We start from the raw sequence: 13911 nt of genomic DNA on the forward strand, positions 1-13911 counted from the left end.
GATCGTAAACACGTTCTCAAGCGCTCAATCCAGGAGTTCAATTAGGAGTTCAATCTCCTACCGTCTTTAGGAGAGCCTTATGTCGCAATGTCATGAGTTTGCCTCGCGCCACAGCAAGGCGTTTGCCATGAAACCCTTCTGTTTCGCTCAGGAAGGGGAGGCGGCATGAAACCCTCTGTGATGCAATTGCACAGGGACTTGTTGCTGGGCAATACCAGCAGCGTGGCGCTGACGGAGCAGGCGCTGGCCGCCATCGCCTGCCACCAGGAAGCCGGCGAGCGGGCTTTCACCCTGGTGGACGCCAGAGCCGCGCTGGCCACGGCCCGGCAGGTGGATGCCGCCGGGCTCTATCCCACTCCGCTGGCCGGCATTCCCGTATCGGTGAAGGATCTATTCGATATCCAGGGGCAGGTCACCACCGCCGGTTCCGTGGCGTTCAAGCGCAACCCGCCGGCGTCCCGGGATGCGGCCGTGGTGGCGACGTTGCGCGCTGCCGGCGCGGTATTGTTGGGGCGCACCAATATGAGCGAGTTCGCATGCTCCGGCCTGGGGCTGAATTCGCACTACGGCACGCCGCGCAATCCCGGAGATCCGGAGCGCGTGGCGGGCGGCTCCAGCTCCGGCGCGGCGGTCAGCGTGGCTCTGGGCATGAGCGCGGCCGCGCTGGGCGCCGATACCGGCGGCTCCGCGCGCATCCCCGCCGCTTTTTGCGGCCTGGTTGGTTTTAAACCCACCGCGCGGCGGGTGCCGATGCAGGGCTGTCTGCCTTTATCGCCGTCGCTGGATTCCATCGGAACGCTGGCGCGTTCGGTTTCTTGCTGCGCCATCCTGGACGCGGTGCTCAGCGGCGGCTGGACGCCCTCCCACGCGCGCGGCCTGCCGCCAGATGTGACAAAACGCCGCTTTTACGTGACTGACGATTATCTTTCCCAACACGTGGACTCCGCGGTGGCGCAGGCCTTCGACGACGCCCTGGCGTGCTTGTCCCGGGCTGGCGCTCGCATCATCCGTTTCGATTTTCCGGAGTTGGGGCGGATTGCGGACATGGAGGCCCAAGGCGGGTTGGCGGCGGCGGAGGCCTGGCGCTGGCACGGCCCGCGGCTGGAGGGCGAGGGCGGCGCTTGCTATGACCCGCGCATTGCACAAAGCCTGCGGCAAGGGGCCGGCCTGAGCGCGGTCAGGTATCTGGAGCTGGTGGAGCAACGCCGCGAGCTGCAAGCAGCCGCCGCGTATCGCTTGTCCATGGCCGATGCCTGGCTGATGCCCACCGTGGCGATTTTGCCGCCCAAGCTGGCGGAGTTGGAGAACGAGGACGTTTACGCTCACCTGAACCGGCTGGTTCTGCGCAACAGCGCCGTCGTCAATCTGTTGGACGGCTGCGCGGTCAGTCTGCCGCTGACGGATCAGATCGGCTTGAGCGTGTGCGGGCTGCATGGCCGCGACTCCCATATTTTGAAAATCGCCGCCGGCGTTGAACGCGCGCTGGCTCATCCATAAGGAGAGCGGCGATGAAAGACCAATTGCCCGTGATGGAGCAACTGAAACAACTGAATCAGGATTTGCTCGAGGCCCGGCCGGATCAGACCGCCTTGTCTCAGCTTGGCCGGCAGATGGCCGAGCAGTGCGCGGAAATGGACGCTTGCCTATTGCAAGGCTTGATGGAGATTCGTTCGGCTCATGTTGGCTTGCAAGCCATCCTGACCTTGCTGCAACGTCGCGACGAGCCCTTGCTGTTCAGCAGCGAGGAGGCGGTGGCTTTGTTGGAGCCGGTGCAACAGCGTCTGTGTCACGGTTTGAACGGGCTTAACCGCCTGGTTTGAGCCATGCTTCCACGCGCGCAAAAAAAGCGTGGCTGCGCCGGCTTTTCGTACTGGTCAGATATTTTTTCGCGGAGCGTTTGCGCATACTTTGCCCATCTTATGCGGCGTTCTTTGCATAGGGTCTCACGCCGATCCCCCGGTGTTGAGCTGCCTAGTGTCTATTGCAAACTCCCCATGTTTGCCTCCCTCTCCCTGCGTGGAGAGGGATATTTTTTTAACCGGAATCCCGCTCCGGCCTGTCGGCATGCGCTGATCGCGCCGTTTGCGAGCCATCTGCTAGGAGAAAGCATGAACTTCAATATGAATGCCGCCCAGTTCCAGCACAAATTGGCCGAAATGGAGGAGGAAAACCTCATGCTGCGCTTGCAGCTGGATGTTTACCGCGATGAGCTGTTCAAGAAGTACGAGTCGTTTCTCGATGAGAAACTGACAACGGAAATGGAGAAAAAACTGAGCCTGGACGTGCGCAAGGCGGAGGCGGACATGCGGCATAGGTTGCAAGAGGAAATCAAGCTGCTGAAAGAGGAGTTGCAGCGCCTGCGTGGGCCGGCCAAATCCGAAATCAAGCTGAACAAAGTGGACAAGCCGGTTGAGGTGCCGACTTTGTTGGCCACGGCCTGAGAGTTAACCCCGCCCTTGAACGCGAGGCATGTACTGAGACGGAGCCCGGCGGCGGAATCAATGGAGTGTAGTGAATGAGAGCGTTACTGTTGTTGTGTTGGTTTGTTCTGGCGCTGGGCGCGGCGCAAGCGCAGATCGTGGTAGGGAAGGATTACCTGGTGTTGCCCAAGCCGCATCCGGTGTCCAGCGGAGATCAGATCGAGGTGGCGGAGTTTTTCTCCTACCCATGCCGACATTGCTACTCTCAAGACGCCGCGATATCCGCCTGGCTGAAGACCCAGCCAGCGGACGTGCGCGTGGTGCGCAAGCATGTGGTGTGGGGCAAACCGATGGAAGGGTACGCGCGGGTGTTCGCCACCTTGAACGTATCCGGCCTCTCGGACCGTCTGCATGGCGCGGCCTTCCGCGCGGTGCAGCATGACAAGGTCGATTTGAGCAAGGAGGCGGAGTTTGAGAAGTGGTTGCGCCGCCAGCCGGGCGTGGACGTTGCCAAGACCATGGCGGTGTATCGATCCTTCGCGGTGAAGGCTCAAGTGGAGGCTATCGCCCAGTTCACCAAGGATTACCGTATCTTCAGCACGCCCATGCTGGTGGTGGACGGCAAGTACGCGATTGCCGCGGCCCCGCCGGAGCGTACGCGGGAGGTGTTGGACGTGCTGGTGGCCAAGGCGCGCGTGCAAAGAGTCGCCGGCCAGGTCTAAACAGGCAACGGCGCTCTGTTTTACCGCGCCGCGGCCCTAGTGCGGCGGCGCCTGGGTTTTTGCCCCCGCGCGCAAACGGGGTATGATGTCAGGCCGTACGTTTATTGCGCTTGCACACTCCGCCGCCCATGTCTCAGCACACTTTCTCCCCGGATGGGAACGCCCATCTCAGCCCCAAGGCCTGGTATCAGGCCGCCAGCGAAAAACCCGGCTTCATCCACGACGAGGCCCAGGCCGCGGCGATTGAGGAACTGGACCTGCTGTGGCACCAGCTGGTGGAGTTCAAGAACAAGCGCAACCGCTTCCTCGGGCGCAGCCTGCGCAGCCCGGACGTGCCCAAGGGCCTGTATTTCTGGGGCGGAGTGGGACGCGGCAAGAGCTTTCTGATGGACGCCTTCTACGCCTGCGTGCCGTACCGCCGCAAGCGCCGCATTCATTTCCACAACTTCATGGCTGAGGTGCACCGCGAGCTGCGCGCGCTGGCCGGCAGCAAGGACCCGCTGCTGGCCTATGCCGACAAGATCGCCCGCGATACCCGCCTGCTGTGCTTCGACGAGTTCCACGTCAGCGACATCGCCGACGCGATGATGTTGGGCCGGCTGCTGTCGGCGCTGTTCGAGCGCGGCGTGGTGCTGGTCACCACGTCCAACTACGCGCCGGACAGCCTCTATCCCAACGGCCTGCAACGGCAGAACTTCCTGCCCACCATCGAGTTGATCAAGCGCGAGCTGAAAGTGCTGAACGTGGACGGCGGCAACGACTACCGTCTGCGCGAGCTGACGCGCGAGCCGCTGTTCATGGTGCCGGCGGACGCGGCCAGCGAGGAGAAAATGGAGCAGCTGTTCCAGCGCCTGAGCCACGGCGTGGAGCAGAAGAAACGCTCCATCCAGGTGCTGGGCCGCGAGATTCCGGTTAAGCGCCTGGCCGCCGGGGCGATCTGGTTCGATTTCCTGGCCCTGTGCGACGGCCCGCGCGCGCAAACCGACTACCTGGAAATCGCCACCGAATACCATACTGTCTTCGTCAGCGGCATTCCCAAGATCACCGCGCGCGAGGCGTCCATCGCCCGCCGCTTCACCTGGCTGGTGGACGTGTTCTACGACAACCGCGTCAAGCTGGTGGCCTCCGCCGCCGCCGAGCCGGAGCAGCTGTACACCGAAGGGGTGCAGGCCGGCGAATTCTTCCGCACCGCCAGCCGGCTGACCGAGATGCAGTCGCGCAGCTATCTGGAGCTGCCGCACCAGTCCGTCGGCCAGACTCACGACCAGCCGCCGGCCGGCGTGGTGCTGTAAACGGCGACGCGCATGGACGCCGCCGGCCTGCTGCAAGAAGTGCGCGCCTGCCGGCTGTGTACGGACAGCCTGCCGCACGGCCCGCGCCCGGTGCTGCAATGGCATCCGAACGCGCGCATCCTGATTGCCGGCCAGGCGCCGGGGCGGCGCGTGCACGCGTCCGGCCTGCCGTTCGACGACCCCAGCGGCGAGCGTTTGCGTGATTGGCTGGGCGTGGACAAGACGGTGTTTTACGATGAGACCCGCATCGCCATCCTGCCGATGGCTTTCTGTTACCCCGGCACCGGCAAGTCCGGCGATCTGCCGCCGCCGCCTCAATGCGCGGCCGCCTGGCGTCAGCCCTTGCTGGCTGGCCTGCCTCATCTGCAATTGACGATTTTGCTGGGTCAGTACGCGCAGCGTTATCACCTGCCTGGGCGTTATCCGCGGCTGACCGAGGCGGTGGAGCGCTGGCGCGAGCACTGGCCGGCGCTGCTGCCCTTGCCGCACCCCAGCCCGCGCAATCAACTGTGGCTGCGCCGCCATCCCTGGTTCGAGGCCGAACTGCTGCCGGCTTTGCGGCAGAGGGTGGCAGAGGTGCTGGAGCGCGGCTGAGAACCTGTTTACGCGCTGCTGCGCGCTGTGAAACGTGGCTCGGTGAGTGCAACTTCGAAATGCTCATGTACCACCTGTACATTCCGCTTTCTCAGCCGTTTTCGTCTTGTCTCGCTCTTGCTCGCGAGACTGTGAACAGGCTCTAAGCACTATTTACCATCGATGGTTTTCCAAGGAGGCTGCAATGTGGCGACGCTGGATCTGGAATGGCAAGCAATGGTTGTTTGACTGGGGCGTGCGCCAGCAGCGGCGCTGGGCCGGGCTGAAGCCGCGACGGCGCAGGCTGGAGCAGGGTGAATTGAGCTGGTTGGAGCGCGCCGCGCCGGCGGGCGCGCCGGTGCTGGTGCTGCTGCATGGCTTTGGCGCGGAAAAAGACCACTGGGCGATGCTGGCGCGTCGCCTGCCCAAGTCATTCCGGCTGATAGCACCAGACTTGCCAGGCCACGGCGACAGCATGTCCAACCTGGACATCAGCTACCGAGTGGAGGCGCAAGCGGATCGGCTGCGCGCGTTTCTGGAGGTTTGGGGCGTGGAGCATGTCCACTTGATCGGCAATTCCATGGGCGGCGCCATCGCCGCCAACTTCGCCGCGCGTTATCCGAGGCACGTGGCCAGCCTGACCTTGCTCAACGCCGCCGGTGCCGGCGTCAGCGCCAGTGAAATGGCCGAGCTGTGGCAGCGCAGCGGGGAAAATCCAATGTTGGATATGAGCAGCGCGGACGGGGTGCGAGCGATGTTGGACTGGGCGATGTACCGGCCGCCGCCGGTGCCCGGCTTCGCCATCGAAGTGGCGGCGGCGCGCAAGGCGGAACGCGTTGAGGTGGAGCGCAAGATTTTCGACGACCTGTTAGACAGCGTGGACCAGCGGCCCTTGCTGGCAAGCATCCAGGCGCCGACTTTGATCGTCTGGGGCCGCGAGGACCGCATCCTGCACGTGGAGGACGCGGATTGCTTCGCCGCCTCCATCGTCGGCAGTGAAAAGCAGGTGTTGGAGCAGGTGGGCCATCTGCCGATGATGGAGCAACCGCGCCAGGTGGCGGACCTGTGGCTGGATTTTGCGCGGAGGCGGGCCATGTGATGGTGGTGCAGGACTCAAAGCCATTCCGCGAGGTGGCTTTTAGATTGATTTGAGAATGTTTTCCTCTTCAGAATCTCTCCATTAATCTGATTTTCCAGCCGATTTGCATTCTTTTAGGGTTGGATTATTCATTTTAATTTTTGGAGAGATCATGAAGTTTCAATACTTGGCGATCAGTGCCGCTCTGCTTTTGGGCAGCGTCCATGCCATGGCTGCCGATGCCTATACTTTTGAGTTAGTCAATAATGGCTCTTGTCCGATTAAATACACGCTAAGCGGCGAGGGTCCGCAAACTCCGGTGGAGGCCGGCAATAAAATCGTCAGGACGATAAGCAATGATAGTGTTGCGATTTATCCGGGTTTCAACCGCTCTCCCGGTAGGTGCCATACCGATCAAACCCTGGAATTGGACATGGTTGGCGAAGGTGCGGCCCAATTGCTGAGTTCCAACTGGGAGGGCACCAGCAAGCCATTGCTGATCAAGGGTAATCTTGGCGTGATGACTTTCCTGTTTGACAAAGAGGTCAAGCAGGGCAGCAGTAGCGCTATCGGTGTGATTAATCGCAGTTTTAATCAGAAGAATGGCAATACCCGCCATGTGAAAATCGAGGTGGCGGCGCCGACGGCACGTTGATGTCTGCGGTTAATGGCGCGGCCTGTCCGGCGCGTTGAGCCTTGCGTAAGCAAGGCTTTTTTGCGTCTCGGCGGTCGAACAAAAGCCGCCCGGCGCGTCGGCGCCGGGCGGCTTTGGGCACTGCGAAGCAAGATGACGCTTAGGCGCGCTTCTTGAATTCGTTGGTGCGGGTGTCGATTTCAATCTTTTCGCCGGTGTTGACGAAGGCCGGAACCTGAACTTCGAAGGTGGTGCCCACCAGGCGAGCCGGCTTCAGCACTTTGCCGGAGGTGTCGCCGCGCACGGCCGGTTCGGTGTATTCCACTTCGCGGATCACGGTGGTCGGCAGTTCAACGGAGATGGCCTTGCCGTCGTAGAAGGTCACTTGGCACACTTCTTCCATGCCGTCGACGATGTAGTTCAGCGTGTCGCCCAGGTTGTCGGCTTCCACTTCGTACTGGTTGAATTCGGTGTCCATGAACACGTACATCGGGTCAGCGAAGTAGGAGTAGGTGCAGTCCTTGCGGTCCAGCACGATGACGTCGAACTTGTCGTCTGCGCGATATACGGCTTCGCTGCCGGCGCCGGTCAACAGGTTCTTCATTTTCATTTTCACAACGGAGGCGTTGCGGCCGGATTTGCTGAATTCAGCCTTCTGCACGACCATCGGGTCGCTGCCTACCATGAATACGTTGCCGGCGCGGAGTTCTTGTGCGGTTTTCATTACTAAAAGTCCCAAACTCTTGATTGAAGTCGGAAAAAAGGTTTCCGAAAAACGGCGTATTTTAGCCGATTTCCCGGACAAAGTGCAGTAGTCTGTCGCCCAGATCACCGTCCGCCAGCAATTTTTCCGGCCAGATGGCGGCGTGTTCGCGCCATGCGGGCAGCCAGGCGGCCAATTCCGTCCATGCGGCGGCCATATCGGCGCCGTGGTTCCAGGCATGGCTGGCGGCTGTCAGCGCTTGCGCCGCTCCGACGGGCAGCGCCGCGCCGTACTGTGACAAAAAGGCATCAAGCTTGGCCAGATGGGCGTCGTCGTCCTGCGGATAGATGTGCCAGAGAAACGGCCGGCCGGCCCATTGCGCGCGCACGAAGCTGTCTTCGCCGCGCACCAGATTGAGGTCGCAGGACCACAGCAGCAGGTCGTAGCTGTCCTGGTCGGTCATCGGCAGCACCTTGACCGTCAACTGGCCCTGGCGCGCCAGCATGCCGGCGCGCAGAGGGTGGCCGAAGACGCGGGCCGCGTCCGGCAACGCCTTGCCTTCCGGCAGCAGGCAGGTCACCGGCCGCTCGCCCAGCGCCCAGGCGGCCAGCAGGCTGGTGACGGCCGGGTTTTCATAGGCGAACAGGCTGACCCGCCATTCGTTCGCCGCTGGTTCCGGCAGCTCCAGCAACTGCCAGTAGGCGCATCGCGCCAGCGCGTCGTCCTGCCATTGGCGGCGGACGTCTAGTAGGCCCTGCTCGCAGATCAGGCCGCCGGTGTCGGCGCCGAAGCCGGGAAAGAAGAAGTGCTTGGTCAATGGCAAGCGCGGGTGCGGCGAGGGCTGGCGGTGACAGCCGCGGGTCCAGTCTTCCGCCGACAGGTATTCCAGATTGATCCATACCGGCTTGACCGTCTTGGCGGCCATCGCCTGTTCAAAGCGCTCCGGCAGCCGGCAGCCGAAGGCTTCGATCACCACGTCGGCGGGCATGGTATCGTCGGGAGGGCCGTCCGCCGGCCAGTGGCGGATGTCGATGTCGGCCAGGCGCTGGGCCGGCAAGGCCGGGTCCAGCTCCGGCGCGATGCGGGCGAAGCTGGCCAGGTCGTCCACCCACAGCCGCACTTCCAGGCCGAAGTCGTGGGCCAGCCGGCGCGCCAGCCGCCAGGCGACGCCGATGTCGCCGTAGTTGTCGACCACGGCGCAGAAAATATCCCAGTGTTTGCGTTCCATTAGCGGTGCCGCGCGTGAAAATGGCGGCAGCTTAGCACGCCGCCGCGGGTTAATGAAAAACCCCGCGCCGGAGCGCGGGAGTGTAAATCACGAAGCGCAGCAGGTATTGAACAGGCTCCAGGGCATTAATCGGTCTTCATCTCTCATTCGCATTCGAACCGCTCACGACGTTTTTCGAGGTACCCAAGGGTGCGTTTGCCTTGGCTTGGGTGCGGAGAGAAGTGCGACCGCGCTGCCTTGACCCTACGAAACTTAAATGCTCGACTGAGGCCGGCTTAGCCGTATCGCATCCTTCATCATGTTCCTGGAGGGGTCATGTTCCGATACCTTGTCGCGCTTCACCTCGTCTTGTTGCTGACTGGCTGCAGCGCCATGCAAACGCTGTCCGAGGCCGCCAGCAACGCCTATCGAACCGTCTTCCCCAAAAAACAGGACGTGTTCAATGTCGGCATTGTCACGGACAACACCGCCAATGCCGACAGCGCAGGCAAAGCGTTGTCGGTCGTGGTGCGTATCTACCAGCTGAGAAAGCGGGATGTTTTTGACAACGCCCTCTATCAGACCTTGCTTGATCAGGACCAGGCTGTGCTGGCCTATGACGCGCTGTCCGCGGATAGTTTCACCGTCGTCCCCAGTACCGGCATGCATACCAGCATGCCGCTGTCCCAGGAGACGCAATATCTGGGCGTCGCTGCCTTTTTTCGCGAACGGGATGGCGACAACTGGCGGGTGGTGGTGGACCGGAAAACGCTGCTTTCCAAGCCTAGCTTAAGGCTGGGCATCTCGGAATACAGGATCCGCCTGCAGGCTGAGGCAAGCCGCTGATACAGGAAAAACGCCATGCGACCTCATGGAAAGACACTGTTGGGCGCGCTGATCTGGGCGGTCATCACCCCAGCCCTGCCAGTACAGGCGCAAGATCGGGACGAAGATAAGAAGGCGGCCACACCCGCCCGCTGCCTGACGACCGGGCCGGCGACTTCCGCATCTGGCTCCGGCGCCGCCCCGGCCCGCGCGGCCGCCGCCGCGGACAACGGCCCGCCGGACAATGGTTTTCTGCCGCCCGCCCGGCTAGATGACCATGGCCAGCCGCTGGCGCCCGCGCCCGAGCCGCCGCGCCCCAGGGTTGGGCCGAGCCAATGCGTCAAAGCCTGCGCGGCCGGCTATGTGCTGGACGCTCTGCAACAATGGTGCCGGCGCTCCTCATCCAAAGTCATTCACATCGATGTCCCGACGGAACTCAAGCCGGCAGGCGTTGGCGCGCCTTTTACGTTCAGGCGCGATGGCAAGACTACCCACACCCTCGATCCGGTCAAGCTCCGGCCCTGGCAAGGCCGGCTCAGGGTGCAAGTGCTGGATGGCGATGGCAAACCGCTGGCCGGCCAAGCGGTCAAGCTGAGCCAGACCGTGGAAGAAGACAGCGGCAGTCACCCCAAAGGCAAGCACACAGGCCCGCGTCCGCTGGGCGTGCTGTTTCAGGGGAAAACCGAACTCAGAGCTAACCAGCAGGGAGAAATCGTCACCACGCTACGCACCGATGAGCAAGGCCAGATCCCCTTGTTTCTCTCCGCCCCAGAATTCGCTGGTATTCACCGCCTGAAGGCGGAATGCGCGCAGCCGGGCTGCAATAGTGCCGAAGGGGTCGTCACCGTCAAAGTGCCCAATCTGGAAGCCTATATCCCAGCCGCAGGCAAGGCCCAGCTGGTGGGCGGGCCCAATGAAAAACATGAGCAACGACATCACTTGACCCGACAGTCCATTGAGAACCTACGCGTCATGATTGATGCGATGAATGACGCGGGCTGGAAACCGGTGGGGGTCAATGACGCTGCGCTGCCTTGGGGAGGCCTGTTCGACATCGCTGGCCGCTGGCGGCCGTCGCACTTCGATCATGGCGCCGGCACTGCGGTAGATCTGCGTACCAAGTACATCCCCTTGGACATCAGGGCGGCCGTCTATAAGGATCAGTGCAGCAAGTCTGACAAGCTCGATGCGCTGAGCAATCGGCTGCCCACCACCAAAATTCTGTGGCACTCCGATCAGGGCGATGTAGAACATCTACACGTCTACCTGGAGGGCAGCGCTCCCAATGGTACCCAGAAAGAGTGCAAGGACGCCGGCGGCTGGATGAAAAAAGCCGCAGCCGAAGCCGAGAAGCCCAAAGCCGCAGCCGGAGCGAAGGCCAACGTCGAAGAGAAAGCCAAGGCCAAGGCCACCAAGAAAGGATCACCGCGATGAAACTTGCCACCCACGCTATGTTGCTGGCCTGCCTATGCCTGCCGGCCCTGGCCCAAGAAACAGCCACTCCCAGCGCCCCTGCCTCAAAGAGCAGCCTCAGCCGGCTGCCCGGCCAGGATGTCTGGCAGGTCCGCGACTACGACGCTGACGAGGATAGCGTCAGAACCTTCCGCTATGTATTGCAGAACAAGATTGATCCACGGCTGCGTAACACCATCGAGACCGGCGCCGACCAGCAGCTCAGCTATCGTTATCGCCTGAGCAATGGCCAACCGGCGGTACAGAACATTGATTATTTCTGGATATGCTGCGTGCCGATCCAGGCGTTTGTTATCCCGGAAAGCGAGGAGTTTCCTAAGAAAACCGGAGACAAGGTGACGGACGAGGCGGCGATGGCCAAGTGGAATCAACGCTCTGAGGCCAGAGCCGAACTTATCGTCAGGGGGGGGCATCGCTATCTGCTCACGCCTGAGGCCTGGCGGCCAAATTTCAAACAAGGCGAAGGCAGCGCCGGCTACGGCTGGCAGCCTCGGCCTGGTTATAAGCCTTATGGTATGCCACCCGGTGGCGAGCCCGCGGACTTCGCCATCCTGCGCCCGGAATTGCCTGGGGTTAGAATCGCCACCTTGCAGGGTTTCTCCGGGATTGATCAATTCCCCGGCAGCTATGCCATTGACAGTGACGACCCTGCCATCAAGGCCGAAATCACTGCCATTGCCCGTGCCGATGGCCGCTGGCTGCCAGTGCTGGTGCCGGTGCTGGCGGTAGCCGAGCCTTTTGACGCCCAGGACTTCAGCGCGCAGTTGTGGACCGAAATCGAAACCTGGTACCGCGACGACGATTACAGCCTGAGCCTGCTCGCGCCGGCGGTGTACGGTCAGCTCAAGCGCGAATTCGACCCCCTGCGCGCGGCGCTGGCGGTCAAGCAGACCGGCGCCGCCCAAGCCAGCATTGCGCGCCTATTGACCTATCTGGCGCAAATCACCGCGCCGGACAGCGTGATCCCGGACAACGCCGGCCAAGACCTGGCGGCCAACGAGACCACACCGTTCGCCACCACCCGCGCGCCGGTCACCGACCCCGACAGCCCCGACGCCGCCACCCGCGGCATCCACCGCGTCGCCGCGCACGCTTTGGTGTTCAATCTGCACTATCTGCAAAAACGGCTGGCACAGAAAGAGTGACGCTGTGAGTGCTCCGGCGCCGGCCCATCTTCTTGATCACGGAAACTCACGGAAGAAAAAGCAAGTGTGTTTCCGTGGCTAAACTGGTTTTGGTTTTCGTGGGGCGCGTGGCCAAGATCCAGTGTTTAGTTTCTAGAACCTGTTTACGATCTGCCACGCGTCGTGGAGCGTTACATGGCAAGCACGACTTCGAAATGCCCATGTACCACTTGTACATTCCACTTTCTTAGTCGTTTTCAACGCGGTATCGCTGAGGCGAAGTAGACGTTGAGCAGACTTTTAGAAAATGGACATCCACAGGCCGGCCGTGGTCGCCGTCATGAAGCCCGCCATCACCGCGGCGGCCAGCGCGCGCATGCCGATCTGGGCCAGTTCCTTCTGCCGCGACGGGGCCAGCGCGCCGATGCCGGCTACGCAAATGCCCACCGAGCTGAAGTTGGAGAAGCTGGACAGCGCGAAGGTGGAAATCAGGATGGCTTGAGGCGACAGGGTGCCGGCGGCCTTCATCTTGGCCAGGTCCAGGTAAGAAATGAACTCGTTGACCACGATCTTCTGGCCCAGCAGGCTGCCCACTTCCAGGGTTTCGTGCCAGCTTACGCCCATCATGAAGGCGAACACGCGGAAGGCCTGGCCAAACAGGTATTGCAATGTCAGCCCGTCGAACACGCCGTTGGTGGAGGCCTTGATCATCTCGTTGACGCCCAGCGCCGCGCCGATGCCGTCCTTCACGACGAAGTTGGCCAGTGCGATCATGGACACAATGGCCAGGATGATGGTGGCCACCGCGGCGGCCATCTTCATGCCGGACATCGCGCCGTTGACGATGGCGTTGATGAAGCTGCCCTGATCGTCTTCCTGGCTGTAGTCCAGCTTGTCGCTGGAGGTATGGCCGCGATCGGTTTCCGGGTAGATGATTTTGGCGAATACCGCGGCTGCCGGCGCGTTCATGAAGGAAGCCATCAGCAGATAGGTGGCGAACTTGGCTTGTTCCGCCGGATTGCTGCCGCCGAGGAAGGCGACATAGGCGGCCAGTACGCCGCCGGCCAGCGTGGACATGCCGGCAATCATCACGCAGGCCAGCTCGGAGCGGGTCATGTGCTTGATATAGGGGCGGATCAGCAGCGGGGCCTCGGTCTGGCCGAGAAAGATGTTGCCCGCCACGGTCAGACTTTCCGGGCCGGACAGCTTCATGCTGCGTTTCATCACCCAGGCCATGCCGGCCACCACGCGTTGCAGGATGCCCAGATGGTAGAGCAGGGCGCTGAAGGCGGAGAAGAAGATGATCACGGGCAAGACCATGAAGGCGAACAAGAAGCCCATGCTGCCGTTGGGTTTGGCCAGGTCGCCGAACACGAAGGTGGCACCTTCGCCGGAGAAGGTCAGTACTTTGGCGAAGCCGGAGCCGAAGGCTTCGAACACCGCGCGCGCGGCCGGTACGTAGTTGATGACCAAGAACAGCGTGCTTTGCATGATCAGACCGATCAGCACGATGCGCCAGTTGATGGCTTTGCGATTGGTGGACAGCGCATAGGCGGTGCCCAGCAGGAACAACATGCCGACGAGAGCTTGTAAGGTATTCACGAACAACCCTGAGATGAAGGTGCGGAAGCTGACCGGCTGGCGCATGGCGCCGGGCCAGGCGGATCCAACGATTATTAGATGATGATTAGCTAATATTGCTCAAGGTGCGCGATTTTACAGCAAAAATCGGAGAACGAAAGCGATTGAAGCGCTTTGTCCTTGATTTTATTCGATTTGGGTGAGGGTTCGGTCCGCTGCGGGACAATGGGGCGCACCGCGGCGGGTCGGAAAAAACCGGCGCACGGACGGCGCCGGGAG

General features: G+C 61.9%; 14 protein-coding genes. 11 read left to right on the forward strand and 3 right to left on the reverse strand.

The features are described from left to right. The first annotated feature begins 165 nt into the window (after window positions 1–165). The 8 genes from GYH29_RS07965 (at window position 166) to GYH29_RS08000 (ending at window position 6740) form a co-directional block, all read left to right on the forward strand. Window positions 166–1497 (forward strand): amidase, encoded by a 1332-nt coding sequence (locus GYH29_RS07965; protein WP_161523491.1) that lies wholly within the window; start codon window positions 166–168, stop codon window positions 1495–1497. A gap of 11 nt (window positions 1498–1508) precedes the next feature. Then, window positions 1509–1820, forward strand: coding sequence for a DUF1484 family protein (locus tag GYH29_RS07970; RefSeq protein ID WP_043591517.1), 312 nt, complete (start codon window positions 1509–1511; stop codon window positions 1818–1820). A gap of 288 nt (window positions 1821–2108) precedes the next feature. After that, window positions 2109–2441, forward strand: coding sequence for a hypothetical protein (locus tag GYH29_RS07975; protein WP_019104087.1), 333 nt, complete (start codon window positions 2109–2111; stop codon window positions 2439–2441). Window positions 2442–2515: 74 nt separating this feature from the next. Next, window positions 2516–3142 (forward strand): thiol:disulfide interchange protein DsbA/DsbL, encoded by a 627-nt coding sequence (locus GYH29_RS07980; RefSeq protein WP_081575680.1) that lies wholly within the window; start codon window positions 2516–2518, stop codon window positions 3140–3142. A gap of 128 nt (window positions 3143–3270) precedes the next feature. Continuing rightward, window positions 3271–4434 carry a cell division protein ZapE gene (gene zapE / locus GYH29_RS07985; RefSeq protein WP_019104085.1) on the forward strand — a complete coding sequence of 388 codons (1164 nt, stop codon included), beginning with the start codon at window positions 3271–3273 and terminating at the stop codon, window positions 4432–4434. Between the two features lie 12 nt (window positions 4435–4446). After that, window positions 4447–5028 (forward strand): uracil-DNA glycosylase family protein, encoded by a 582-nt coding sequence (locus GYH29_RS07990; RefSeq protein ID WP_043591515.1) that lies wholly within the window; start codon window positions 4447–4449, stop codon window positions 5026–5028. Between the two features lie 184 nt (window positions 5029–5212). Then, entirely contained in the window at window positions 5213–6106 is an 894-nt protein-coding gene (locus GYH29_RS07995) for an alpha/beta fold hydrolase (RefSeq protein WP_081575678.1), read from the forward strand. Between the two features lie 151 nt (window positions 6107–6257). Further along, window positions 6258–6740 (forward strand): hypothetical protein, encoded by a 483-nt coding sequence (locus GYH29_RS08000; protein WP_043591511.1) that lies wholly within the window; start codon window positions 6258–6260, stop codon window positions 6738–6740. Between the two features lie 139 nt (window positions 6741–6879). Here the strand turns inward: GYH29_RS08000 and efp are convergent, their stop codons facing one another. Both efp and earP read right to left on the reverse strand, forming a co-directional pair. Further along, window positions 6880–7443, reverse strand: coding sequence for an elongation factor P (gene efp, locus GYH29_RS08005; protein ID WP_019103034.1), 564 nt, complete (start codon window positions 7441–7443; stop codon window positions 6880–6882). 61 nt (window positions 7444–7504) lie between these two features. Further along, window positions 7505–8650 (reverse strand): elongation factor P maturation arginine rhamnosyltransferase EarP, encoded by a 1146-nt coding sequence (earP, locus tag GYH29_RS08010; RefSeq protein ID WP_161523492.1) that lies wholly within the window; start codon window positions 8648–8650, stop codon window positions 7505–7507. Between the two features lie 315 nt (window positions 8651–8965). On the opposite strand from earP, the gene tssJ reads away from it, so the two are divergent. Genes tssJ through GYH29_RS08025 form a run of 3 tightly spaced genes read left to right on the forward strand, consistent with a single transcriptional unit; the run spans window position 8966 to window position 12072 of the window. Next, window positions 8966–9475, forward strand: coding sequence for a type VI secretion system lipoprotein TssJ (gene tssJ, locus GYH29_RS08015; protein ID WP_043591507.1), 510 nt, complete (start codon window positions 8966–8968; stop codon window positions 9473–9475). A 39-nt stretch (window positions 9476–9514) separates the two neighbouring features. Beyond that, on the forward strand, window positions 9515–10888 hold the full coding sequence (locus tag GYH29_RS08020; protein ID WP_043591505.1) for a hypothetical protein: 1374 nt from the start codon (window positions 9515–9517) through the stop codon (window positions 10886–10888). Next, window positions 10885–12072, forward strand: a complete 1188-nt coding sequence (locus GYH29_RS08025) for a hypothetical protein (protein ID WP_152596913.1) — start codon at window positions 10885–10887, stop codon at window positions 12070–12072. Before GYH29_RS08020 ends, GYH29_RS08025 begins: the two co-directional genes overlap by 4 nt. Before the next feature lie 279 nt (window positions 12073–12351). On the opposite strand, the gene GYH29_RS08030 is transcribed toward GYH29_RS08025, so the two are convergent. Continuing rightward, entirely contained in the window at window positions 12352–13653 is a 1302-nt protein-coding gene (locus GYH29_RS08030; RefSeq protein WP_039755819.1) for a NupC/NupG family nucleoside CNT transporter, read from the reverse strand. Between the last annotated feature and the right edge of the window lie 258 nt (window positions 13654–13911).

The sequence above is a fragment of the Chromobacterium haemolyticum genome (genome assembly GCF_009936155.1).
GTDB lineage: Bacteria > Pseudomonadota > Gammaproteobacteria > Burkholderiales > Chromobacteriaceae > Chromobacterium > Chromobacterium haemolyticum.